The sequence below is a fragment of the Pelomonas sp. Root405 genome (assembly GCF_001425165.1).
Taxonomy (GTDB): Bacteria; Pseudomonadota; Gammaproteobacteria; order Burkholderiales; family Burkholderiaceae_C; genus Pelomonas.
Genome location: NZ_LMDU01000014.1, coordinates 463,880 through 487,805 on the forward strand (window position 1 = coordinate 463,880; position 23,926 = coordinate 487,805).

23 protein-coding genes are annotated in these 23,926 nt (G+C 70.1%); 11 read left to right on the forward strand and 12 right to left on the reverse strand.

The window, feature by feature from the left end:
• Positions 1-5 precede the first annotated feature (5 nt).
• The gene (ligA, locus tag ASC81_RS20025) at positions 6-2,036 is read left to right on the forward strand and encodes an NAD-dependent DNA ligase LigA (protein WP_056271835.1); all 2,031 of its coding nucleotides are present in this window, start codon (positions 6-8) and stop codon (positions 2,034-2,036) included.
• Positions 2,037-2,140: 104 nt separating this feature from the next.
• The gene (locus ASC81_RS20030) at positions 2,141-2,977 is read left to right on the forward strand and encodes an ABC transporter substrate-binding protein (RefSeq protein ID WP_162245935.1); all 837 of its coding nucleotides are present in this window, start codon (positions 2,141-2,143) and stop codon (positions 2,975-2,977) included.
• Positions 2,978-3,002: 25 nt separating this feature from the next.
• Here the strand turns inward: ASC81_RS20030 and ASC81_RS20035 are convergent, their stop codons facing one another.
• Genes ASC81_RS20035 through ASC81_RS20045 form a run of 3 tightly spaced genes read right to left on the reverse strand, consistent with a single transcriptional unit; the run spans position 3,003 to position 6,471 of the window.
• Complete coding sequence (locus ASC81_RS20035) at positions 3,003-4,268, reverse strand: 3-deoxy-D-manno-octulosonic acid transferase (RefSeq protein WP_056271004.1); 1,266 nt, start codon at positions 4,266-4,268, stop codon at positions 3,003-3,005.
• Complete coding sequence (locus tag ASC81_RS20040) at positions 4,268-5,023, reverse strand: tetratricopeptide repeat protein (protein WP_056271005.1); 756 nt, start codon at positions 5,021-5,023, stop codon at positions 4,268-4,270. Before ASC81_RS20040 ends, ASC81_RS20035 begins: the two co-directional genes overlap by 1 nt.
• 50 nt (positions 5,024-5,073) lie before the next feature.
• The gene (locus ASC81_RS20045; RefSeq protein WP_056271009.1) at positions 5,074-6,471 is read right to left on the reverse strand and encodes a phosphomannomutase/phosphoglucomutase; all 1,398 of its coding nucleotides are present in this window, start codon (positions 6,469-6,471) and stop codon (positions 5,074-5,076) included.
• A 136-nt stretch (positions 6,472-6,607) separates the two neighbouring features.
• Here ASC81_RS20045 and ASC81_RS20050 point away from each other — a divergent pair, with 136 nt between their 5' ends.
• The 7 genes from ASC81_RS20050 (at position 6,608) to ASC81_RS20080 (ending at position 14,081) form a co-directional block, all read left to right on the forward strand.
• Positions 6,608-7,750, forward strand: a complete 1,143-nt coding sequence (locus tag ASC81_RS20050) for a sensor histidine kinase (protein WP_056271013.1) — start codon at positions 6,608-6,610, stop codon at positions 7,748-7,750.
• On the forward strand, positions 7,735-8,478 hold the full coding sequence (locus tag ASC81_RS20055; RefSeq protein WP_056271017.1) for a LytTR family DNA-binding domain-containing protein: 744 nt from the start codon (positions 7,735-7,737) through the stop codon (positions 8,476-8,478). The genes ASC81_RS20050 and ASC81_RS20055 overlap by 16 nt, the downstream gene beginning before the upstream one ends.
• Positions 8,479-8,510: 32 nt before the next feature.
• Positions 8,511-9,248, forward strand: a complete 738-nt coding sequence (locus tag ASC81_RS20060) for an ABC transporter substrate-binding protein (protein ID WP_156392319.1) — start codon at positions 8,511-8,513, stop codon at positions 9,246-9,248.
• 54 nt (positions 9,249-9,302) lie between these two features.
• Positions 9,303-10,763 (forward strand): DNA-3-methyladenine glycosylase 2 family protein, encoded by a 1,461-nt coding sequence (locus ASC81_RS20065; RefSeq protein WP_056271023.1) that lies wholly within the window; start codon positions 9,303-9,305, stop codon positions 10,761-10,763.
• Entirely contained in the window at positions 10,760-11,251 is a 492-nt protein-coding gene (locus ASC81_RS20070) for a methylated-DNA--[protein]-cysteine S-methyltransferase (protein WP_056271026.1), read from the forward strand. The genes ASC81_RS20065 and ASC81_RS20070 overlap by 4 nt, the downstream gene beginning before the upstream one ends.
• Entirely contained in the window at positions 11,248-12,129 is an 882-nt protein-coding gene (locus ASC81_RS20075) for a DMT family transporter (protein ID WP_056271028.1), read from the forward strand. The genes ASC81_RS20070 and ASC81_RS20075 overlap by 4 nt, the downstream gene beginning before the upstream one ends.
• A 107-nt stretch (positions 12,130-12,236) precedes the next feature.
• A complete protein-coding gene (locus ASC81_RS20080; RefSeq protein ID WP_082536670.1) occupies positions 12,237-14,081 on the forward strand; it encodes a right-handed parallel beta-helix repeat-containing protein in 1,845 nt (614 codons plus the stop codon).
• Here the strand turns inward: ASC81_RS20080 and phnE are convergent.
• The 4 genes from phnE to senA are packed head-to-tail and all read right to left on the reverse strand — an operon-like array spanning position 14,078 to position 17,720.
• On the reverse strand, positions 14,078-14,881 hold the full coding sequence (gene phnE, locus ASC81_RS20085) for a phosphonate ABC transporter, permease protein PhnE (protein ID WP_056271030.1): 804 nt from the start codon (positions 14,879-14,881) through the stop codon (positions 14,078-14,080). The genes ASC81_RS20080 and phnE overlap by 4 nt on opposite strands.
• Positions 14,882-14,885: 4 nt before the next feature.
• Positions 14,886-15,728: an ABC transporter permease gene (locus ASC81_RS20090; RefSeq protein WP_056271033.1), complete on the reverse strand. Its 843-nt coding sequence runs from the start codon at positions 15,726-15,728 to the stop codon at positions 14,886-14,888.
• Positions 15,719-16,552, reverse strand: coding sequence for a phosphonate ABC transporter ATP-binding protein (locus tag ASC81_RS20095; protein WP_056271035.1), 834 nt, complete (start codon positions 16,550-16,552; stop codon positions 15,719-15,721). The genes ASC81_RS20090 and ASC81_RS20095 overlap by 10 nt, the downstream gene beginning before the upstream one ends.
• A 10-nt stretch (positions 16,553-16,562) precedes the next feature.
• The gene (gene senA / locus ASC81_RS20100; protein WP_056271037.1) at positions 16,563-17,720 is read right to left on the reverse strand and encodes a selenoneine synthase SenA; all 1,158 of its coding nucleotides are present in this window, start codon (positions 17,718-17,720) and stop codon (positions 16,563-16,565) included.
• Between senA and senB the strand changes: the two genes are divergently transcribed.
• Positions 17,715-18,689 carry a selenoneine biosynthesis selenosugar synthase SenB gene (senB, locus tag ASC81_RS20105; protein WP_056271041.1) on the forward strand — a complete coding sequence of 325 codons (975 nt, stop codon included), beginning with the start codon at positions 17,715-17,717 and terminating at the stop codon, positions 18,687-18,689. The genes senA and senB overlap by 6 nt on opposite strands.
• Positions 18,686-19,759 (forward strand): selenide, water dikinase SelD, encoded by a 1,074-nt coding sequence (gene selD / locus ASC81_RS20110; RefSeq protein ID WP_056271044.1) that lies wholly within the window; start codon positions 18,686-18,688, stop codon positions 19,757-19,759. Before senB ends, selD begins: the two co-directional genes overlap by 4 nt.
• Positions 19,760-19,824: 65 nt before the next feature.
• On the opposite strand, the gene ASC81_RS20115 is transcribed toward selD, so the two are convergent.
• From ASC81_RS20115 to ASC81_RS20135, 5 genes are all read right to left on the reverse strand, one after another.
• Positions 19,825-20,325 (reverse strand): MarR family winged helix-turn-helix transcriptional regulator, encoded by a 501-nt coding sequence (locus ASC81_RS20115; protein ID WP_056271046.1) that lies wholly within the window; start codon positions 20,323-20,325, stop codon positions 19,825-19,827.
• A gap of 7 nt (positions 20,326-20,332) precedes the next feature.
• Positions 20,333-21,472 (reverse strand): YbdK family carboxylate-amine ligase, encoded by a 1,140-nt coding sequence (locus tag ASC81_RS20120; RefSeq protein ID WP_056271048.1) that lies wholly within the window; start codon positions 21,470-21,472, stop codon positions 20,333-20,335.
• Positions 21,472-22,659, reverse strand: coding sequence for a cation:proton antiporter (locus tag ASC81_RS20125; protein ID WP_056271051.1), 1,188 nt, complete (start codon positions 22,657-22,659; stop codon positions 21,472-21,474). The genes ASC81_RS20120 and ASC81_RS20125 overlap by 1 nt, the downstream gene beginning before the upstream one ends.
• A 62-nt stretch (positions 22,660-22,721) precedes the next feature.
• Positions 22,722-23,021: a hypothetical protein gene (locus ASC81_RS20130; RefSeq protein ID WP_056271054.1), complete on the reverse strand. Its 300-nt coding sequence runs from the start codon at positions 23,019-23,021 to the stop codon at positions 22,722-22,724.
• Between the two features lie 135 nt (positions 23,022-23,156).
• Complete coding sequence (locus ASC81_RS20135) at positions 23,157-23,801, reverse strand: DUF3014 domain-containing protein (protein WP_162245936.1); 645 nt, start codon at positions 23,799-23,801, stop codon at positions 23,157-23,159.
• Between the last annotated feature and the right edge of the window lie 125 nt (positions 23,802-23,926).

Below are 23,926 nucleotides of genomic sequence, written 5' to 3' on the forward strand. Positions count from 1 at the left end.
CCCGCATGACCGCCACGCCCGCACAGCGCGCCGCCGAGCTGCGCACCCAGCTGAACCATCACGCCCATCTCTACTACGTGCTCGACACGCCCGAGCTGCCGGACGCTGAGTACGACAAGCTTTTCCAGGAACTTCAGGCCATCGAGGCCGCGCACCCCGAGCTGCTGGCGCCGGACTCACCCACGCAGCGCGTCATTGGCGCCGTGCTGCCGGGGCTGACGCCGGTGCGCCATGCGGTGCCCATGCTGTCGATCACGACCGAGACCGACACCACCGAGGCGGGCGCCATCGCCTTCGATGCCCGCGTGCGCCGCGAGCTGGGATTGAAGGAGGGCGACCCGCCGGTCGACTACAACGCCGAGCTGAAGTTCGACGGCCTGGCGATCAACCTGCGCTACGAGGATGGCGTGCTGGTGCAGGCCGCCACGCGCGGCGACGGTGAGACGGGCGAGGACGTCACGCATAACGTGCGCACCATCGGCCAGATCCCGCTGCGCTTGAAAGGTGAGGCACCGCCGGTGCTGGAGGTGCGCGGCGAGGTCTATATGCGGCGCGATGCCTTCGAGGCACTCAACGAACGCCAGCGCGCCAAGGGCGACAAGACCTTCGTCAACCCGCGCAACACGGCCGCCGGCGCCATCCGCCAGCTCGACTCGCGCCAGGCCCGCGACAAGCCGTTGAGCTTCTATGCCTACGGCCTCGGCGAGGTGCAGGGCTGGGCGCTGCCTGCAACGCAGTCCGGCCTGCTGGACGCGCTCGCCAAGTTCGGCGTGCCGGTCAACGAGTTGCGCACCGTGGCCGCAGGCCCGGCCGGCTTGGTCGCCTTCCACCAGCGCGTGGCCGACGCCCGCGACGGCCTGCCGTTCGACATCGACGGCGTCGTCTACAAGGTCGACTCCCGCGAGCTGCAGCAGAAGCTCGGCTTCAAGACCCGCGAACCCCGCTGGGCCGTGGCGCACAAATACCCGGCCCAGGAGCAGGTGACGACGCTGCTGGCCATCGACGTGCAGGTGGGCCGCACCGGCAAGCTGACACCGGTGGCGCGGCTGGAGCCGGTGTTCGTCGGCGGCACGACGGTCAGCAACGCGACGCTGCACAACGTCTTCGAGATGCGCCGCAAGGGCGTGCGTGTGGGCGACAAGGTCATCATCCGCCGCGCCGGCGACGTGATCCCGGAAGTCGTTGGTCGCGTTCCGGGCGAGCGGCCGCGCTACGTGCCGAACTTCCGCATGCCGCACGATTGCCCGGTCTGCAAGAGCGAGGTCGTGCGCGAGCGCGGCGGCATGGACCACCGCTGCTCGGGCGGCGTCTTTTGCCCCGCCCAGCGCAAGCAGGCCATGCTGCACTTTGCCGGCCGCCGCGCGATGGACATCGAGGGCCTGGGTGACAAGCTGGTCGAGCAGCTCGTCGATGCGGGCATCGTGCTGAGCCTGCCCGGCCTCTACAAGCTGGGCGTGGCCAAGCTGGCGGCCCTGGACCGCATGGCCGTCAAGAGCGCGCAGAACATCGTCGACGCGCTGGAGAAGAGCAAGCAGCCGACGCTGGCGCGCTTCCTGTTCTCGCTCGGCATCCGCCAGGTCGGCGAGACGACGGCCAAGGAGCTGGCGCGCCACTTCGGCACGCTGGACAAGCTGATGAACGCCAGCGTGGAGCAGCTGCTGGAGGTGGCCGACGTCGGCCCCATCGTCGCGACCAGCATCCACACTTTCTTTGCCCAGCCCCACAACCGCGAGGTCGTCGAGCAACTGCTGGCGGCCGGCGTGACACCGAAGGAAAGCGCCGGCGAGGCCAACGACCGGCCGCGCCCGCTGCTGGGCAAGACGCTGGTGCTGACGGGCACGCTCCCGACGCTGAGCCGCGACGAGGCGCAAGCCTTGATCGAGGACGCGGGCGGCAAGGTCAGCGGCTCGGTGTCGAAGAAGACGAATTACGTCATCGCGGGCGAGGAGGCGGGCAGCAAGCTGGAGAAGGCCAGGACGCTCGGCGTCACGGTGCTCGACGAAGCGGGTCTGAGGGCTTTGCTGGATGCTGCATGACATCCCGGCGAAAGCGCCCAGGCCGGGTGTTACCGTGCTGGACGAGGAGGGGCCGCGCACGCTGCTCCATGACCCGCTTGAGCCGTGATCGGGAGGATTGGCCCATGAAGACGATGCCGCGGATCGGCGCGTTGCGTTGCTTGCTGGTGCTCCTGCAGGCGCTGGTGTGGGCAGGCGGCGCGCAAGCACAGGCGCCTGCTTCGCCGGGTGCGCCGACATGTCGCCAGATGGTGGCGTCGGGCAATCCGCAGTACCCACCCTATCTGTGGCGCGGCGCCGAGGACGAAGACCGACTGGTCGGCGCCAATGCAGAGATGCTCGCCTGGTTGTCCAAGGAACTGGGGCTGCCCATCGAGGCGCGCTACGTCGGCCCCTGGGGCCGCGTGCAGGAGGAAATGCGCGCGGGCCGCATCGACCTGATCGCCGGTGCCTTTTTCACGCTGGCGCGCACGGAATACATGGACTATTTCCACCCGGCGTTCCACGAGACGCGGTCCGTCGTCCTTGTTCGCAGAGGCAGCCGACTCGAGTACCGGCGCTGGAGCGACCTCGCCAAGCTCCAGGGCGGCACCGTCATCGGCAACAGCTTCGGCGAAGAGTTCGACCGCTATGCCCGCGAGAACCTGAACCTCTCCCAGGTGGCGAGCCTGCAGCAAGCCCTGCAGATGTTGCAGCGCTCGCGCGTCGACTACCTGATTTACGAGGACAGCCCCGCACTGGCCTACCTGGCGCGGCTGAACATCGATGGCGTGCGCCCGTTGCGACCCGCCGTGGCGAGCGAGCCGCTGTACCTGACGCTGTCGCACCGGTCCCCCTGCAACACGCCGGAGATGCGCGGCCGCCTCGCCCGGGCGATGTACTCGCTGGCCCGCCAGGGCCTGATGAGCGGCTGGATCGACAAGAACATCGAGCTCTGGAAGCGCGCGAGCCCGTCGCCCTGAGAGTCGCGTGGATTGCGCGAGTGAGTCAGAGCGCCAGCAGGGCAGCCGCCATGCGGCCCGCGGCACCGCGGTGGGCCGCCGAGAAGGCCAGGGCGCTGACGCTCATCGCCTCGCGTGCAGCAGGGGCGGCGCACAGCGCCAACCCACGCGTGACGGCCTCGGCCAGCGATGCGCACCGCTCGGCCGCACCTGCTGCCAGCGCCAACTGGGTGGCCTCTGCAAAGTTGAAGGTGTGCGGTCCCGTCAGCACCGGGCAGCCGCAGGCGGCGGCCTCGATGAGGTTCTGGCCGCCCAGCGGCTCGAAGCTGCCGCCCAGCAGCGCGACGCTGGCGAGGCCGTAGTAGAGCGGCATCTCCCGCATCGAGTCGCCGAGCCAGACGTCGACCGCAAGCGCTTCCGCCGGTGGCTCGGCCGCCCAACTGCTGCGTCGCGCCAGCTTCATGCCGGCGCCTTCGATCAGCGCCGCAATTTCGTCGAAGCGCTGCGGGTGCCTCGGCACGATGGCCAGCAGCGGACGAGGCGAGGGCTGCCGGGGCCACTCGGCCAGCAGCGCGGCCTCTTCACCCTCGCGGCTGACGGCAAGCATGAGCACAGGCCGACCCAGTCGTGCGGCCCAGGCCCTGCCACGCTCGATCAATGCCTGATCGACGGAGATGTCGTATTTCAGGTTGCCGGCCACCTCGACCCGCGCCGTGCCCATCGCGCGGATGCGCTCGGCATCGGCCGCGGTCTGCGCCAGGGCCAGCGTCATGCGCCGCGCGGCCGGCCGCATCAGCGCGGCCAGGCGCAGGCCCTGGCGCAGGCTCTTATCGGACAGGCGCGCATTGGCCAGCACCATCGGCACCCCGGCGCGCTCGGCCTCGCGCTGCAGCGTCGGCCAGACCTCGGTTTCCATCAGCACGCCCAGGCGTGGCTGCCAGTGGCGCAGGAAACGGCGCACCGCGCCTGGGGTGTCGTAGGGCAACCAGGCTTGGGCGTCACCGTCGCGTAACAGGGCCTGGCCGGCTTCGCGGCCGGTCGCGGTCGAATGGGTCAGCAAGAGCTTGAGCGCCGGGTCACGCTCACGCAGCGCCTCGACGAGGGCGCTCGCCGCGCGCGTCTCGCCCAAAGACACGGCATGAATCCAAAGCCGGCCCGGTGCCGTCGAAGCCGCAAAGAAACCGAGCCGCTCGACCATCGCGTGACGGTAGAGCGGCTCCTTGGCGCCGCGGCGCCACAGGCGCAGCAGGTAGAGCGGCGTCAGCAGGCGCAGCGCAGCCGCGTAAAGGGCTCGCGCCAGGGCTTCAGGCATCAGCCACCATTGCGCGCCAGCTCATGCGCCGCCTTCAGCCGGCGCATGACCGGCTCGTTCAGTTCCCGGCTGACGGGATTCCAGAGCTGGACCTGCCGGTCGATCTCGGTCTGCAGGCGCGCGGCGGTGGCGGCGTCGCCCGTGGCCAGCGCCCAGATCGAATACTCGGCATTCGCCTCGAAGCTGGCGAACTGGCGAACCGCCGCCTCGAAGCTCTCGCGAGCCTCCGCCTGGCGGCCGGTGCCGGCATAGCAGCGGGCGAGCAGCAGCAAGACCTGGTCGCGCCGGTAGTCGGGCCGTTCGGCTTTGAGCACCTGCAGATGGCTCAGCGCGGCGTCGAAGCGCTGGCATTCAACGTGTGCTCGCACGGCGCCGAAGCGCAGGTCGGGGTCACTCGCGAAAGGCCCCTTCAGCGCGCCCTCGTACAGCTCAGCCGCCTCGCGCGCCTCGCCTGCATTCAGCAAGGCGTCGGCGAGGCGCATCTGGTTCTGGGCCGAAGGCGATATGTCGTAGACGATGCGCGCTTCACGCACCTCGCGGCCTGGGTCCATGGCGCGCGCCGCAGCCGATACGGCCTTGCGCGCCCCGCGGTCAAGGCGCGAGTTCGGCAGATAGATCGCAAAAAAGTAGACCGCGCTGCCCAGCAGCGGAAAGGCGAAAAGGATGAAGAGCCAGTAAAGCTGCTGGCCGCTCCGCACGACATGGACCGCGCATAGCAGCGCGATCAGGATGTGCAGGCCTCCGATCAATGGCATGTCGTTTCTCCCTGTGATGGATCAAAGGCGGCTCTGCGGCCGCTCCTCGCTCAGTGCCCAGCGGCAAACTTCGCGTCCGGCTTCACCCGCTTGAGCTGCGCCAGCACGTCGTGCTGGATGCGCTCCAGCGCCTCGGGCGTGTGGCCTTCGAAGCGCAGCACCAGCACGGGCGTCGTGTTGGACGGGCGGATCAGGCCGAAGCCGTCGGCGTACTCCACGCGCAGGCCGTCGATGGTGATCAGCTCTTCGGCGCCGGGGAAGTCCTTCAGCGTTGCCAGTTCCTTGAGTTTCTTGACGACCTCGTGGTGCTCGCCTTCGGCGCAGGGCACGTTGATCTCGGGCGTGTTGAAGCTGTTGGGCAAGGCCTGCAGCGTGGCGCTGGGGTCGGCGTCGCGCGACAGGATCTCCAGCATGCGGCCAGCGGTGTACATGGCGTCGTCGAAGCCGTACCAGCGCTCGGCGAAGAAGATGTGGCCCGACAGCTCGCCCGCCAGCGGGGCGCCGGTTTCCTTGAGCTTTGCCTTGGCCAGCGAGTGGCCGGTCATCCACATCAGCGGCTTGCCGCCGTGCTCGCGGATCCAGGGACCCAGGCGCTGGGTGCACTTGACGTCGAAGATGATCTCGGCGCCGGGCTGGCGCTTGAGGATGTCGGCCGCGATCAGCATGATCTGGCGGTCCGGCATGATCATCTCGCCGTCCTTGGTGACGATGCCGAGGCGGTCGCCATCACCGTCGAAGGCCAGGCCCAGCTCGGCGTCGCAGGCATGCACGACGCGCTTGAGGTCTTCGAGGTTCTCGGGGCGGCTGGGATCGGGATGGTGGTTGGGGAAGTCGCCGTCGACCTTGCTGAAGATGTCGATGACTTCGCAACCGAGCGCGCGCAGGATGGCGGGCGCCGTGGCGCCGGGGATGCCGTTGCCGCTGTCGACGACGATCTTCATCGGCCGAGCCAGCTTGCAGTCCTTGACAACGCGGGCGGTGTACTCGGGCACGATGTCCATCGCGCCGACGCGGCCCTTGCCCTTGGCGTAGTCCTCGGCCTCGATGCGCTGGCGCAGGCCCTGGATCTGCTCGCCGTAGACGGCGGCGCCCTGCAGCACCATCTTGAAGCCGTTGTAGTCCTTGGGATTGTGGCTGCCGGTGACCATGATCCCGGAGTTGCAGCCATGCTTGCCGCGCGTGGCGGCCACGTAATAGAGCATGGGCGTCGTCACGGCGCCGATGTCGACAACGTCGAGTCCCGTGGACTGCAGCCCGCGGATCAGTGCGGCCACCAGGTTCGGGCCTGACAGGCGGCCATCGCGGCCGACGGCGACGGCCTTTTCGCCCAGCGCCTTGGCTTCGGTGCCGAAGGCCCGGCCCAGGTGCTCGGCGAGTTCTTCGTTCAAGGTCTGGCCGACGACGCCGCGGATGTCATAGGCCTTGAAGATGGACGCGGTTACCTGCATGAATGCCTCGGATCGAACTGGGTTGAAATCGCGGCGGATTGTAGGCAGGCCCCGTGTCTGTCCGTCCATCGCCCGCGCTGTCGATTCGTCGCCTGTCCAGGGGGCAGGGCTGCCGGCCTTCCTACACTCGCGCCCCATGACATTCACTGAGGAATTCAGCCAGGCCCTGCGCCACCAGCGCGTGCTGATGAAGCATCGGTCGGATCGCCTGGCCGTCAGGCTGCTGATCTATCTGATCTGGCTGCTGGCTTTCGCGGCGCTGTTCTCCATCGGCTTCGGCCTGCGCAATGGCCGCATCGGGTCCGAGCATTGGTGGCGCACTGACGTGCCGGCCCATCTGCTGATCAGTACCTGCGTCACGGCCTGCTTCTTCTTTGTGTTCCGGGGCTTCGAGAAGCTCGCGCCGCAGGGCTGGCTGGACGCCATCGCGGGTTGGCGAGACTGGCGCGCCGGGGTGTTCTACACGGCCTTGTCGGTCGCCTGCTCGGCCCTCGGGATGGTCCTGGGCCTGGCGGCAGTGGACGGCGTGTGGCTGACGCAGATCACCGCGCCGCTGCTGGCCAAGCCGGCCTTCTGGGCCGAGTTCCTCGGCATCTCCGTGGTCATTTCCTTCTTCATCGGCCTGCGCTACCGCGCGCGCTGGAAGCATGAAGTGATGCAGGCCCGCGTGACGGAGGCTCAGCTCAAGCTGCTGCAGGGGCAGATCGAGCCCCACTTCCTGTTCAACACGCTGGCCAATGTGCAGAGCCTGATCGACTTCGACCCGCCGCGGGCCAAGCTGATGCTCGAGCGCTTCACTGATTACCTGCGTGCCAGCCTCGGCCAGTTGCGCGGCGACTCGACAACGCTGGCGCAGGAGTTCGCCATGCTGGAGGCCTATCTCGCGCTGATGCAGTTGCGCATGGGCGAGCGGCTGCGCGTCGAGCTGCGTCTACCCGCCGAACTCGGCGCCATCGAATTGCCGCCGCTGCTGGCCCAGCCCCTGGTCGAGAACGCCATCCACCACGGCCTGGAGCCCAAGATCGAAGGCGGCACGGTGGCCGTCACCGCCCGCCAGGTCGGCGGCCAGCTGTGGATCGAGGTCGAGGACGACGGCCAGGGGCTCGACGCGCCCAAGCGTCGCGGCGGCAACGGCCTGGCGCTGGGCAACATCCGCGCCCGGCTGGCCGCCCGCTATGGCCCTGCCGCCGGCCTCGAACTGTTGCCGCGCGACGCCGGCGGCACACTGGCCCGCATCAAGATCCCTCTGCAGACACCCACCCCATGCCGACAGCCCTGATCGCCGACGACGAACCCCATCTGGTCCAGTACCTGAAAGCCCAGCTCGCCCAGGTCTGGCCTGAGCTGCAGATCGTCAGCACCGCCGCCAACGGTGTCGAGGCGGCTGCCGCGATTGCCGACCTCGAACCCGACCTGGCTTTCCTCGATATCCAGATGCCCGGCCTGACCGGCCTGGAAGTGGCCCAGGGCATCGAGGGCGCGACACGCGTCGTCTTCGTGACGGCTTACGACCAGTACGCCGTCGACGCCTTCGAGGCGCGCGCTGTCGACTATCTGCTCAAGCCGCTGAAGACCGAGCGCCTGGCCGCCTGTGTGGCGCGCTTGCGCGAGGCGCCTGCGACGGCCGAGGGCGCCCTGGCCGAGACTCTCAAGCGTCTGCTGCCGGCGGCCGCGCAACCGGCCCGGCTGCGCTATATCCGCGCCGCGCAGGGCGAGCTCATGCATCAGGTCCCGGTCGACGAGGTGCTCTTCTTCCACGCCGACGACAAATACACCATCGTGCAGACGGCGACGGCTGAGCACCTGATCCGCACGCCCATCTTCGAGCTGGCCGGCCAGCTCGATCCCGAGGTGTTCTGGCAGGTGCACCGGTCCACCATCATCAACCTCGACCATCTCGCCGGCACGCGGCGCGACGACCAGAGCCGGCTGTTCGTGCGGGTGCGCGGCCAGGCGCGGGAGCTGCCCGTCAGCCGCGCCTATGTGCACCTCTTCAAGGCGATGTAGCGAGCTAGAGTCGGGGCAGCCGCGTGCGCCCCATGATCTATCGCCGAACCTTGTTCCTCGCCCCGCTGGCCCTGCTGGCCGCACCGGCGCTGGCCGCGCCGTTGCTCTGGGTGACCGCCGAAGTGCCGCCCTTTGTGCGGGAAGGTCCCCAAGGCGCCGAGGGCTATGCGCACGAGCTCTTCGTGCGTGTGCACAAACAAGCGGGCTTGCACGGAGAGCTGCATTTCTACCCCTGGGCACGCGCTGCGCGCATGTTGCTCAGCGGTCAGGCCCAGGGCGGCCTCGTCGTCTCTCGGACGCCGGAGCGCGAACGCAAGTTCCAATGGCTCTTTCCTGTCGGCAGCTTCCGCTTTGCCATCTTCACCCGCGCTGGGGACGGCGCCATGGCCACTGACTTGGCCGGTCTGCGCGAGCGGCGTGTGGCCGTGCTGCGCGGCTCGGCCAGCAGCGAGCTGTTGAACAGCGTTGGCATGACCGGCATTGACGGCAAGGACTACGCCGAGCTGCTGGCGCTGCTGCAGCGCCGCGTCGTCGACGCCATCCTGGCGCCCGAGGCTGTGATGCTCGATCAGCTCGAGCATCAGAAGCTCGCGGCCAGCAGCCTGCACAAGACGCCGCTCGTCCAGTACAGCGAGTTGTATGCCGTCGCCGGCCCGGCCATGCCCGAGGGCGTACGCGAACGTCTGTCGGCGGCCTATCGCCAGTTGCAGGACGGTGGCGTCGTCCACCAGCTCAGGCGGCGCCATCCCCACAGCTTCATCGACGGCTGAGGACGTGTCCGAAAACGGCCGGTAGCGGCCCCGGTCGACACCTAGACTGGCGCCATGCTCAGCACACCGCTCCCGCCCGACGCCGCCTACGCCGCCCTGCAGGCGCATGACGCACGCTTCGACGGGCGGCTGTATGTGGGCGTCACATCGACCGGCATCTACTGCCGCCCGGTCTGCCGGGTGCGGCTGCCACGGCGCGAGAACTGCCGTTTCTTTTCCACCGCTGCCCAGGCCGAGGCCGAGCGCTTCCGTCCATGCATGAAATGCCGGCCCGAGCTGGCGCCGCGGGCCCTGCCGTGGACGACGATGGACGCCTCGCGCACGCTCGCAGCCCAAGCCGCCGCGTGGCTGGATGCCTGCGACGATGCCGACGCCAGCGTGGAGCAACTGGCCCGTCACCTCGGCATCACGAGCCGCCATCTGCGCCGCATCTTCCAGGCCGAGCATGGCGTTTCGCCGCTGCAATACCTGCAGACCCGCCGCCTTCTGCTGGCCAAGGCCCTGCTGACCGACAGCGCGCTGCCCGTGCAGGACGTGGCGTATGCCGCCGGCTTCGCCAGCCTGCGCCGCTTCAACGCCGCTTTCATCGAGCACTACCGGCTGCAGCCGACGGCTCTTCGCCGTGCCGGGCGCGAGGGCAGTGGCGCCGCCCCGACGTCGCGCTTGCGGCTGGGCTATCGCGAGCCTTATGACGTCGCGGGCGTGCTGGCCTTCCTGGCGCCGCGCGCCATCGCAGGCGTCGAGCAGGTCGAGGCGGGCGCCGTCACCCGCACGCTGGCGCTGACGCATGCCGGCCAGCGCCATGCCGGTTGGCTGCGGGTCAGCTTCGGCAAACCGGGCGAAGTCGGTGTCGAGCTGTCGCCCACGCTATGGCCGGCCGCAGGCTCGCTGCTGCCGCTGCTGCGCCGCTGGCTGGACCTGGACGCCGACCCCGCGGCCATTGCTGCCGCACTGGGTGAGGGCGCCGTGCCGGGCCAGCGCCTGCCGGGCTGCCTGGACCGGTTCGAGCTGACGGTGCGCGCGGTGCTGGGCCAGCAGGTCACCGTCGCCGCGGCGCGCACGCTGGCGGGGCGCTTCGTCGAGCGCTTTGGCGAGGCGCTGGCTGAACGTGATCAGGCGCCGCCTGGCTGCAGCCGGTTCTTCCCGACGCCCGAGCGCATTGTCGCTGCGACGCGCGACGAGATCGCCGCGCTCGGCATCATCGGCCGCCGCGCCGACAGCCTGATCGCGCTGGCCGGCGCCTGGCCGACACTCGCCTTTGCCCGCCGCGAGGGCAGCGCCGAAGCGGCGGCCGAAGCCCTGACCGCCATCCCCGGCATCGGCCCCTGGACGGCCGGCTACATGCTGATGCGCGGCTGGAGCTGGCCTGACGCGTTTCCGCCCGGCGACGTCGTGCTGCGCAAGGCGCTCAGTGGCGATGGCGCGCTGCTCTCGCCCAAGGCCTACCTGGCCGCTGCGGAGCGCTACCGTCCGTTTCGCAGTTACGCCGTCCTGCATCTCTGGAGACATTCATGAGCACCCACCACATCCTGCAGCGCCGCATTGCGACGCCCCTGGGCCCGCTGACTGCCACGCGCAGCAAGGCCGGCCTGTCGGGCCTCTGGTTTGACGGGCAGAAGCACCACCCGGGCACGCTCGACGTTCCGGAAGACGATGGCAGCGACCCGCTGCTGTCGGCCACCGAAGCGGCGCTGACGGCCTATTTCAGCGGCAAGTCCTTTGACCTGCCGCCGCTGGACCCGGCCGGTACGGCCTTCCAGCGCGAGGTCTGGCAGGCGCTGCTGGCCATCGCGCCCGGACAGCCGGCCACCTACGGCGCGCTGGCCGGGCGGCTGGGTCGCGCCAGCGCGGCGCGGGCGCTGGGAGCTGCTGTCGGGCGCAACCCGATCTCGGTGCTGGTGCCCTGCCACCGCGTCGTCGGCGCCGATGGCTCGCTGACGGGCTATGCAGGGGGACTGGATCGCAAGCAGGCCTTGCTCAAGCTGGAAAGCGCTACCGCATGAAGCCCTTCGACATCGGCGAGTTGGTCCTGCTGGCCGCGCTCTGGGGCGCGTCCTTCCTGTTCATGCGCGTGAGCGTGCCGGAGTTCGGGCCGGTCGCGCTGGCCGCCGTGCGCGTCGGCCTGGCCAGCGCCATGCTGATCCCGCTGCTGGCCCTGCGCGGCCAGCTCGCCGAACTGCGCACGCACTGGAAGGGCCTGCTGCTGGTCGGCGCGCTGAACAGCGCCATCCCCTTCGCGCTGTTCTCGTTCGCGGCCCTGTCCATCACGGCCGGCCTGTCCAGCATCGTCAACGCGACCACGCCGTTATGGACCGCCGTCGTCGCCTTTGTCTGGTTGCGGCAAGGCCTGACACCATGGCGCGTGCTCGGCCTCGCCATCGGCTTTGCCGGCGTCGCCTTCCTGGCCTGGGACAAGGCCAGCTTCAAGCCCGGGGCCGACCACAGCGGCCTTTGGGCCGTGCTGGCCTGCGCCGCCGCGACCCTTTGCTACGGCGTGGCGGCCAATGCCACCAAGCGCTACCTGGCCGGCGTGTCGCCGCTGGCCGTCGCGACAGGCAGCCAGTTCTCGGCGGCGCTGCTGCTGGCGCTGCCGGCCGCCTGGCTGTGGCCGGCCGAGATGCCGGGCACCGTCGCCTGGGGCAGTGCATTGGCGCTGGCGGCGCTGTGCACGGCCCTGGCCTACATCCTCTACTTCCGGCTCATGAGCCGCGTCGGGCCGACCAATGCCGTGTCGGTGACCTTCCTGATCCCCGTCTTCGCCATCGTGTGGGGCGCGCTGTTCCTGCACGAAGCGATCACCGCGCAGATGGTCGTCGGCGGTGCCATCGTGCTGGTCGGCATTGCGCTGGCGCTGGGGCTCGTGGGAGCGAAACCACGCTGATCCCAGCACGTCTCCAGGAGGTGCGGCCGTGGTCGTGATAGCGTTCGGCTTTCAGTGACTGGTAGCGCTACCTACGCCGCCGGCGCGAAGACAAGCCTGGAGACTTCATGAGCCGTTCCTCTCACCCAACCCGCCCCCGACTGCGCCTCTGGGCCGGCGCCCTCAGCTTGCTGGCCGCGCAATGGCTGGCTGTTGCCGCCATCGCCCAGCCTTCGGGCGGCCCCTATGGCCCCGTCCCGCAACGCTATGCCGTGCCGAAGGCGGCGCAGGTCTATTTCGTCGCGCCCGACGGCAAGGCCGAAGCGCGCGGCGCGTCCGTCGAACAGCCCACCAGCATCGAGGCGGCCATGGCCCGTGTCGTCACGGGCGATGCCATCGTCATGCGCGGCGGCACCTACCGCACTGGCGGCCTGCAGCTCAACCAGGGCATCACCATTCAGCCCTACTTGGACGAAGTGCCGGTCCTCAAGGGCACCCGCGTGGCCACCGAGTGGCAGGCGCTGCCGAACAATGTCTGGCGCACCAAATGGTCGACGCTTTTCCCGGCGCAGCCGATGGGCTGGTGGCAGCCCGACCGTGAGGGCGCATTGACGCCGCTGCACCGCTTCAACAACGACATGGTCTTCATCGACGGTGAGGCGCTGCAGTCCGCCGGCTGGGTGGGCGAGATGGGCAGCAAGGGCTTCTACATCGACTACGCCAGGGGCCATGTCTACATCGGCGTGAACCCGGCCGGCAGGCAAGTCGAGATCACCGCCCACGACATCGCGCTGCACCGACCCTCGCGGCCGGTGCACGGCAAGGCGTCGGACCGGAAGGGGCCGACGCTGCGTGGCATCACGTTCACGCAATATGCCTACCGCGCCATCGACATCGAGGGCAAGAAGCCTTCCACCAAGGTGGAAGAGGAGCCCACCGACGACCCCGTCGGCCCGTCTCCCGAGAGCGAGCACGGCAAGGAGGTCGTCGGCACGCTGCTGGAGAACGTCACCATCAGCCACTGCTCGCGCGTGGCCGGCTATTTCCGCGGCGACAAGCTCGTCATCCGCAACTCGCTGATCAGCGACACCAGCACCGAGGGCATCTACGTCATCGGCTCGTCGGACGTGCTGCTGGAGCGCAACCTCATCCGGCGCAACAACGTCGAGCGCCTGACGGGCTACTACCCCGCGGCGGTCAAGATCTTCAACCAGTCGCACCGCGTCGTCGTGCGCGACAACCTCGTCGTCGAGCAGCCTCACTCCAACGGTGTCTGGTGGGACGTGGGCAACCATGATGGCGTCTTCGTCAACAACCATGTCGAAGGCACGATGGCCGGCCTGTTCTTCGAGATATCCAAGGGCGTCACCGTCGCCGGCAACGTCTTCGTCAACAACCAGCAAGGCATCCGCGTGCTCAACAGCGCCAGCGCCAAGGTCCACCACAACACCTTCGTCAATTCGCCGGTGCTGATCGACCGCAACGAGCGCAGCGCCCAGGGCGACCATTTCGGCTGGCATCCGCAGACCGGGCCGGACGTGAACGAGCGCACCGGCCATGTCTTCGAGGGCAACCTGCTGGTCGCCGATGCCGCCGTCAAGGGCCCGCTGCTGCGCTTCGAGCAACCGCCGGTCGTCTGCGGCAAGGTCACGGCCCCGATGACGACGCGCGTGGACGGCAACGTCTACATCCGCGCGGGCAACAGCCAGCCGCTCATCAGCTGGGCGCCAGTGGTGGGGGCCGCCTGCCAGACGAACTTTGCCAACCTCGACGACTTCCGCAAGGCTGTGCCGGGCGTGGAGGCCAAGGGCAGGGCACTGCTGGGCCATGAGGGCACCGTGTTCCGCAGCCCGGAGCTGCGCCGCTTCGAGCTGGCGCGCGTGCCCGAGGGCGTGCAGCCGTTGCCCGTTCCTGCCGATGTGCGCAAGCTGCTCGGCTGGACCGGCGCCCCACGCCTCCCGGGCGCGTACTAACGCATCAACCAGCGGCGCAGCGCGAAGCTCGCCGCGTCCACCAGCGCCACCAGCACCAGCATGGCCAGCAGCACCGTGGCCGTCTTGTCCATCTGGAACAGGCCCATGTGGAAGCTCAGCAACTGGCCCAGCCCGCCGGCGCCGACGACGCCCAGCACCGCGGCGGCGCGGATGTTGTTCTCCCAGCGGTAGAGCGTGTAGCTCATTAGCTGCGGCACCACCTGCGGCAGCGTCGCGTACAGGAACACCTGCACGCCGCCCGCGCCCTGGGCCCGCAGCGCTGCCGCCGGGCCCGGCGGGGCGTTCTCCAGCGCCTCGGCGAACAGCCGGCCCAGCACGCCGCTGGTGTGGATGGCCAGGGCCAGCGTGCCTGCAAAGGGGCCGAGGCCGGCGCTGATGAGCAGCAGGGCGGCCCACACCAGCTCGGGCACCGAGCGCAGCGCATTCAGCAGCAGCCGCGTGAGGCCGCGCGCGGGGCCCTGCAGCCGGCTGGCGGGCAGGGCCATCGCCAGCCCGGCGAGCGCCGCCAGCAGCGTGCCCAGGGCCGACATCGCCAGCGTCTCCCAGGCGCCCGCGGTGACCCGGGCGACAAATGCGGGGCTGAGGTCGGGCGGAATGAATTCGCGCAAGAAGCGGCCCATGCTGGCCAGCGACTCGGCGGTGAAAAAGGCCGCCAGCTGCAGGTCCAGCGACGCAAAGCTGGCGATGACGAAGGCCACCACGCCCGCCACCAGCCAGCAGGCGCGGCAGCGCGCGCTGAACAGCGGCGGCGGCAGGCGGCGCGGGTCGGTCGGCTTCATTGCATCAGCCCAGCGCGCGGCGCAGCGCGGCGCTCAACCTGTCGGCCAGCGCCACCAGCGCCACAAAGACCAGCAGCATCGTCGCCACCTCGCCGCCGGCAAACATCTTCATCGAACTGTCCATCTGCTGGCCCAGGCCGCCGGCACCGACAAAGCCCAGCACCACCGAGCTGCGAATGGCGCATTCCCAGCGGTAGACGGTGTAGCTCGTCAGCTCGGCCGCGTTCTGCGGCAGCAGGCCGTAGGCAAAGGCCTGCAGCCGCCCCGCGCCGTTGCGCAGCAGGGTCTGGGTGACCTGGGCGTCGCCGCTCTCCAGAATTTCCGCATACACCTTGCCCAGCATGCCGCCATAGGTCAGCGCGATGGCGAGCACACCCGACGCCGGCCCCAGGCCGACGACGCGCACGAACACCAGCGCCCAGACCAGCTCCGGCATGCTGCGCAGCACGATGAGCAGCAGGCGCACGGCCTGGCGCACGGCATAGGGCAGGGCGGCCATGCGGCCGGTCAGCGCCGAAACCGAGAGCGCCCGCGTCGCCAGCAGCGTCAGCGGCAGGGCCAGCAGCAGGGCCAGCGTGACGCCCGCAGTGGCAATGGCGAGGGTGCGCCAGGTCTCGCGCGCCAGCAGCAGCAAAAAGTCCGCGCCCAGCGCCGGCGGGAAGAAGCTGTCGACGAAGCGGCCGGTGACGCGCAGTGCGTCCGCGTCGAGCAGCAGCCAGGGCTTGAACTCGGTGGCCACGAGCAGTGGCCACAGCAGCACGAGGCTCGTCAAGCCGAGGCCGAGCCGGCCGAGCCAGGCCGGGTCGCGGCGTGCAGCGATGACCGAGCCGGGCGCGCTCAGCGGCATTGCATGACCACGGGCGCCGCGGGCGCGGGCGGTTCGTCGATGGCGGCAGGCGAATGACCATGCAGCTCATGCTCGTGTTGGGCATAGAGCCGCGCCAGCAGTTCAGGTGTCACGTCGGCGGCCGGCAGGTCGAACGCCAGCCGACCCTCGCGCAGGCCGAGCACGCGGGGGAAGTGGGTGAGCGCCGCGTCCACCTGGTGCAGCGAGGCCACCAGCGTGACGCCGCGTGCGCCCGCCTCGCGCACCAGCGCGGCAACGGCGCGCTGGGCCCGGGCGGGGTCCAGCGCCGACAGCGGCTCATCCACCAGCCACAGCCCGGCCGGGGCGACTAGCGCCCGCGCCAGGCCGACGCGCTGGCGCTCGCCGCCCGACAGGCGGTCCACGCGCTCGAACAGCTTGTCGCTCAGTTCGAAGGCTGCCAGCGCCGCGTCCGCCGCCGGAATGTCGACCGGGTAGAACAGCGAGCGCAGTGCGGTCCACAAACTCCAGCCCGGCAGCCGCCCGGCCAGCACGGCCGTGACGACACGCTGGCGCGGTGGCAGCGGCGGCACCTGCGGCACGAGGATGAGCCGGCCGCGCAGCCGCTGCAGGGCGCTTCGCGGCAAAGCCCAGGGGTCGGCACCGTCCACTGCCAGCTGCCCTTGCGACGGCAGCCGCGCGCAGGCCAGCACTTCCAGCAAGGTGGTCTTGCCGGCGCCCGAGGGGCCGATGACGGCCAGTCGTTCGCCTTCGGCGATCTCCAGGCTGAGGCCGGCGAGGGCATCGGCCACGTCGCGCCGGGCGGTCGCGTGGCGCGCCGACAGGTCGTGCAGGGAAAGTTTCACGGGCCGGACTCTAGCCGGCCGCGCAGCTGCGAAAGCCCGCAGGGACATCGTTGCGCCCGGCCGGGAAGAAGTTGCGGTAGCGCAGGTGGCGCATGCGCGGCTGCGTGAGGTGCGAGGCGCCGCGCAGCACCGGCCGGCCGTCGAACCAGGGCGCCGAGTAGTCGCGGTAGGGATGGGGCGTGAAGCCGGGGAAAGGCGCAAAGGCGCTGGCCGTCCACTCCCAGACGTCGCCCCAGCGGAAGGCCTCGGGCCGCGTGCTGGCGGCGCATTCCCACTCGGCCTCGGTGGGCAAGCGCCGGCCGGCCCAGCGGCACCAGGCCAGCGCTTCAGCCTGCGTCAGATGGCAGGCGGCCAGACTCAGATCCAACGCCTCCCAGCTTCCGTGGCGCCACTCGAGCCAGCCACTGCCGTCGCGGCGCAGATAGCGCGGCATCGGGGCGAGGCCGGCGTCGACGACCGGCAGGTAGTCGGCCCAGCGCAGCGGCTGGGCGTCGATGCAGAAGGGCGGCAGATGGACGTCGATGCCCGGCAGCTCGTTGTCGAAGGCAAAGCCCTCGCCCTTGGCACTGCCCAGGCGCCAGCGCCCGGCGCCGAACTGCAGCGGCGCGGGCCGGGCCGGCAGCGGGCGGGGCTGCCAGCGCGCATCGTCGATGCGCACGCCCAGGCCACGCGCCATGTAGAGCGCGGCCTCGTGGTGCATGTCCTCGTGCAGCAGCACCAGGCGGTAGAAGTAGAGCGCGTCGTCATCGCGACCGGCGTCGCGCAACAGGCCCAGCGTCTCGTCGAGCTGGTGTGCCAGGTCTTGCCGCGTGGCGGCGGCATCGGGCAGCGGCAACAGCCAGCGGCTGTCGTGCGGCACCTGGCTGGAGTCGTAGAGGGCGTCGCCCGCCGAGGGCCGCCGCGAGGCCTGCGGGTCGGCGCGCCGGCCGCGGTCGCGCTCGGGGTTGCGGGCGATCCAGAAGGCTTGGAACCAGCCGATATGGCCCAGCTCCCAAAGTGGCGGGTTGATGTCGGCACGCAGCGGCACGGCCAAGCCGGGCAAGGCGCGCTCGTAGTCGGCGAAGGTGGCCAGCGTGTCGGCCCGGCTGGCGGCCAAGGCCTGGGCCAGCGCCTCGGGGCCGCCCCGACGGGCGTCCAGCGCCGCGCGGGTTAGGCTTGCATCGTGCATCGTCTTGAATCCCTGGTCATCGTGACGCCGGCCCTGGCCCAGGCCAACAACGGCAATTGGCAGACGGCGCATCGCTGGGCGCAGCTGCTGCGGCCAGCTTATCGCGTCGGCCTGGTCGAGCACTGGACCGGGGGCGACGAGGCGCTGCTGGTCGCCCTGCATGCGCGGCGTTCGGCCGCCGCCATCGCCGCGTTTCGCGCAGAGCATCCGGCGCGGCCCATCGTGCTGGTGCTGACCGGCACCGACCTCTACCGCGACATCGCCACCGATGCCGCCGCGCAGCGCTCGCTGGAGATTGCCGATGCCCTCGTCGTGCTCAACGAGCTGGGCGCGCGCCAGTTGCCCGAGGCACTGCGGGCCAAGGCCCATGTCGTGCTGCAGTCCTGCGCGGCCCGCGCGCCGCTGCCCTGCAGCAACCGGCACCTGCGCGCGTTGATGGTGGGCCACCTGCGTGACGAGAAGGATCCGCGCACCTACTGGCGCGCCGCCGAGCGCCTGGCAGCGCGCGCGGACATCCGGCTCGACCACCTCGGCGCCGCGTTGGACCCGACCCTGGGCGCCGAGGCCGCAGCGTTGGCCGCGGTCCTGCCCAGCTTCCGCTGGCTCGGCGGCCTGCCGCACGCAGCCGCGCGGCGGCGCATCCAGGCCGCCCACGTGCTGGTGCACCCCAGCCGCATGGAGGGAGGCGCCCATGTCGTCATCGAGGCCATCCGCAGCGGCACGCCGGTGCTGGCCTCGTGCATCGACGGCAACCTGGGCCTGCTCGGTGCGGGTTACGAGGGCGTCTTCGAGCCCGGCGACGACGCCGCGCTGGCGGCCCTGTTGGCGCGCGCCCGGGACGATGCCGATATGCTGCCGCGACTCGCCGCCCAGCTCGCCCCACGTGCCGCCCTTTTCGCGCCCGAGGCCGAGCGGGCCACCTTGCGCGGCCTTGTCGCCGCGCTGCTTGCCAGACCGACGCCGCCATGACCGCCACCGCCTGCCCCGCTCCCGCCGCCGAACCCCGCCTCACGTCGCTGTCGCATGGCGGCGGCTGCGGCTGCAAGATCGCGCCGGGCGTGCTGTCCGAGATCCTCAAGGGCACGGCCGGCATGCCCATTCCCAAGGAGCTGCTCGTTGGCATCGAGACCGCCGACGACGCCGCCGTCTACCAGCTCAACGACGAGCAGGCGCTGATCGCGACGACCGATTTCTTCATGCCCATCGTCGACGACCCGTTCGACTTCGGCCGCATCGCCGCCACCAACGCCATCAGCGATGTCTATGCCATGGGCGGCCGGCCCATCCTGGCCCTGGCCCTGGTCGGCATGCCGATCAATGTGCTGTCCACGCAGACCATCGGCCGCGTGCTGGAGGGCGGCGCCTCGGTCTGCCGCGCGGCCGGCATTCCCATCGCGGGCGGCCACACCATCGATTCGGTCGAGGCCATCTACGGCCTGGTGGCGCTGGGCCTTGTCCACCCCAAGCGCGTCAAGCGCAATGCGGATGCGCGGCCGGGCGATGTGCTGGTGCTGGGCAAGCCGCTCGGCGTGGGCGTCATGAGCGCGGCGCTGAAGAAAGAGCAGCTCGGCGCCGAGGGCTATGCCCGCATGATCGACACGACGACGAAGCTCAACACGCCGGGGCCCGACCTCGCGGCCCTGCCGGGCGTGCACGCGCTGACCGATGTGACCGGCTTCGGTCTGGCCGGCCATGCGTTGGAGCTGGCGCGAGGCGCCGGCTGCACCGCCGAGATCGACTGGCGCGCCGTGCCGCTGCTGGCGGGTGTGCGCGAGCTGGCGCAGCGCGGCTTCGTCACCGGCGCCTCGGGCCGCAACTGGGCCGGCTATGGCGGCGATATCGCGCTGCCGGCCAGCTTCGCCGACGAGGACCGCGCGTTGCTGACCGACCCGCAGACCAGCGGCGGCCTGCTGGTGTCCTGCGACGCGAGCGCGGTGGATGCCGTGCTGGCCATCTTTGCAGCCCATGGCTTTGCCGATGCCGCCGTGGTGGGCCGCGTGACGGCGGCCGGGCAGGCCGCGCTGCAAGTGCGCGACTGAGTCAGGCCGACCGCCGAGCCTTCACGGCCCGCGCGCCAAGGCGGGCCGGGCGCCGGCGCAGCGGCTCACATCTCGCCGAGCGGAATGCCGGCCGACTTCTCGTCGGCGTGCAGCACCAGGATCAGCTTGGCCAGGTCCTTGCGCAGGCGCCGCAGCGTCGGCGCGTCCAATTCGCGCAGCGCACCGGGCAGCACGCCTTCGAAGGGCCCCGGCGTCTTGCGCAGCGCCTGCGCGCCCGCGGGCAGCAGGTGCAGCTGCACGGAGCGCCGGTCCGTGCCTTCCTTGCGCGCTTCCACCAGGGACCTTTCCACCAGCGCCTTGACGAGGTTGCTCGCTGTGGACTGGTGGATGTCCATCGCCCGCGCGAGCCCGCCGACGCCCACGCCCGGCTGCTGCTGCACGACGCTCAGCGCCCAGGCCTGCGCGCCGCCGAGGCCGGCCTTCTTCTCGACCTGCTGGAAGTGCGTCTTGACGGTGTTGAGCACCTGCCTGAACTGCCGCAGCACGAGCATGGCTTCGTCGTCGTCTTGCTTGGTGGGCGGGGGAGGGGATGCGCGTGCAGGCATCCGCAAATCATAAGGACGGCTGCTGCGCCTCGTCGTGCCGGAAGCGCATCAGCGCCGCGTCGACCATGCCCTCCGGGCTGCCTCGCTCGGCATGCTGCTGGCGCAGGTAATTGGCGTCGCTGCCCTCGTGCGTGGCGCGGTAGAGGTGGTCGAGCGCGGCGCGGCTGCCGAGGCGGTCGGCATGCGGCTCCAGGTGGCGCAGCGTGGCCAAGATGTCCTCGCGCAGCGACAGCGTCTCGTAGCCCTTGGGATGCACGATGGTGCCGTCCAGGCCGAACCGGCAGGCCTGGAAACGGTTGTAGTTGTAGACCAGGTAGTCGTCCTCGACCGGCGGCGGCTCGACGCGCTCCAGCAGGTGGGCGCACAGGGCCTGCAGATAGCAGGCCAGCGCCGCGGCGCGCTCGACGGTCAGCGGCGTGTCGCAGACGCGCAGCTCGATGGTGCCGAACTCGGGCTTGGGGCGGATGTCCCAGTAGAAGTCCTTCATGCTCTTGACGATGCCGGTGCGCTCCATGTGGGCGAAGTAGCCCTGCTCGAAGCCCTGCCAGTCAAGTACGAAGGGCGCGCGGCCGCTCAGGGGGAAGGCGAACACCGAGTTCAGCCGCGCGGAGTTGAACAGCGTGTCCTTGCCCTGCACGAAGGGCGACGACGCGGACAGCGCGATGAAGTGAGGCACGTAGCGGTTCAGCGAGTGCAGCAGGAACATCGCGTCGTCACCCGAGGCGCAGCCGACGTGCACGTGCTGGCCGAAGATGGTGAACTGCTTGGCCAGGTAGCCGTACAGCGCCGAGACCTCCTTGAAGCGCGGCTTGGAGTAGATCTTGCGCTGGCTCCACTGCTGGAAGGGATGGGTGCCGCCGCCGGCCACGCCGACATTGAGCGTGTCGCCGGCGCGCACCAGCGCATTGCGGATGTCCTTGAGCTGCGCGAGCAGGCCGGTGTGATCGGTCTGGATGTCGGTGGAGATCTCGATCATGCTTTCGGTGATCTCGGGCACCACGTTGCCCGGGAAGCGGGTGCGGCCCAGCAGTTCCAGCATGTCGGGGCTGGCGTCGATGAGGTCGAAATCGCTCAACGAGACGAGCTGCAGCTCCAGCTCGACGCCCAGCGTCAGCGCGGCGGATTTGGTGAACGCTTCAAGGGCCATCAGTGCTCCGCGGGCTCATGGGTTTCGCGCGCCCAGATGAGCGCGCGCTGCGTGACGACCGGGCCGGCCAACTCCAGCAGCAGCGTGGTGGCGGCGAGCGCGGCGAGCTGGTCGACCAGGTCGACGCCGAGATAGCGCGCCTGCTCCAGCAGCAGGATGACGAAGACCGAGATCGGCGTCATGGCCAGGCCGGTCAGCATGCCCTTGCGCGGCGTGACGCCGCTGAGCCGCGCGAACGCCGTCACGCCGGCGACCTTGGCCGCCGCACGCACGGCGATCAACGCCAGCGCCAGGCCCATGCCCTGCCACACGCGCTGCCACTCCAGCGTGCTGGCGACGAACATGAACAACACGACCGTCAACACATCGCCGAGGGCGCCGAAGTTGCGCTGGGTGGCGCTGAAGGCGATGCGGCGGTGGCGCGCCATCAGGCCGAAGGTGAGCGTGGCCAGCACCGGCGACAGCTTGAAGGCGTGCGCCACCGCCACGAGCAGCATGACGGCGATGGCGAACGCCACCGTCGCGTCGCGGCTGACATTGCCGGTGCGCCGCAGCAGGGCCGGCACGCCGATGCCGAACAGCGCGCCCAGCGCCGCGGATGCAGCCAGCAGCACGACGCTGTTCAACGACGCCTGCAGCAGGCTGCCCGAGCTCTGGAAGGTCCACACCCCAACGATCACCTTGAAGGTGAACACCGCCAGCACGCAGTTCAGGCCGGTCAGGTGCACCAGACGCTCGGTGACCTGGCCGGAGCTGCGCTGCTCGTTGACGACCCGCATGATGGACGCCGGCGAGGTCGACATTGCCAGCGAGGCCAGCAGCAGGCCGGTCAGCGTCGGCAGCCCCCAGAAGGAGGCCAGCAGCAGCACGCAGGCGAAGGTCAGCCCCGATTCCAGCAGCCCGCTGGCTGCCAGCCAGGGGTTGTTGCGCAGCCAGTTGAGGTTGATGCGGTAGCCGAACTCGAACAGGATCAGCCCGAACGCCACGTTGGCCAGCAGCATGACGGTGCCGCCGGCGTCCGCGGGCAGCAGCCCGGCCTGGGCCGGGCCGAGGGCGAAACCGACCACGCCGTACAGGCAGATGCGTGGCAGCCCCGTCCAGCGGTGCCCCAGCTCGCCCACCACCCAGGCCAGCACGACGGCGATGGGCCAGCCGAGCTCCTGCAGCGCCTTCATGCTGTCAAGCATGGGGGCCTGCCCAGACGGTGTTCGCAGCCGGTGTACGCCGGATCAGCATCGGCTTGCCCATGTCACTTGTCCTTTCGCCATCTGAAGGCCTCCGAAAATCGCATGGCGCTTTTTTGCGTCGCGTCGTGAATGAGATGGGTCACGCCGACCAGGTTGTCGCGGTAGGCCTGGTCGAGCCTGTCCACCGAGCGGGCCAGCGCTTCGCTCGGGGCGTACCAGTAGCAAGCGTCGTCGCAGGCCAGGATGCCGGCGCCGCAGAGCGCCCGCAGCAGTTCCGCGACCGCAGGTTCTTGCAGGTAGAGCGCACGCGCCACCTCCGCGGCGGTGCGCCGCAATGCAGGCTCGCGATGGAACAGCAGCATGGCTTCGAGGTGGGGTACCGAGGGCACGCTGGTCAGGACAAAGCGAGTGACGTCGTCGGGAATGCTTCGTGGTGGTCTCACGCAAAGGTTGTTCGATGGAAGGGCGGGGTGGGCGGTCGTCGCCACCGCCCCGCGTCATGGGGCGGCAGCCGCCTGGCCGATGAGTTCGCGCTTGAATTGCTGCAGCCTGAGCTTCACGCGGCGCTCGTTGACCGGCCCGAGTCGCAACAGCCACTTCTGGCCTGCCGACAGCGATTCGAGCGCGGGGTCGGTGAATTGATAGAGCACCCAGGGCCGAGGGGGTGCCACCGAGGGGTCGATGGGTGGCAGGCGCACTTCGAGCGGTCCGTCCGGCACGGGCGTGGCCAGCAGGTGGTCGATGACGGCCAGCAGCCGGTCGTTGAACCGGCCCTTGGGATAGCCCAGTTCGACATAGGCCGCTTGCAGCAAGGGGTACATGCGCCGATACAGCTCGGCGACCTGAGCCGGGTCGACCGTCTCGGCCAGGAGCAGCAGCGGCGCATACCGCAGCCCGTTGTCCGCATCGATGTAGGTGCGCCCGTCCTGCTTGCGAACGCTGAACTGGCCGGTGCTCGGGTAGAACGGCCACAGGCGGGAAGAGAGCTGCGGTCGATCCATGTTGTCGACCGTCGCGACGATGCGGTTTGCGAAGCCGTCGACGCGCAGATGGTTCATCACCGCCTTGCGCCCGAGCAGCGTGATCAGCGCGTCCTCCACGCCGGTGGCCTCCAACGGCTCGGCGGGAACTGGCTCGGGCACCGAGGCCGCCACCGCAGGGGCGCTTGCGGCAGACGCTGAGGCTGATGCAGCCGATGCAGGGGGCGGCCCCGCCGTGGCGGAGGCCGCATTCGGCGGTGCTGCGACGAACCGTGACCTCAGGCTCT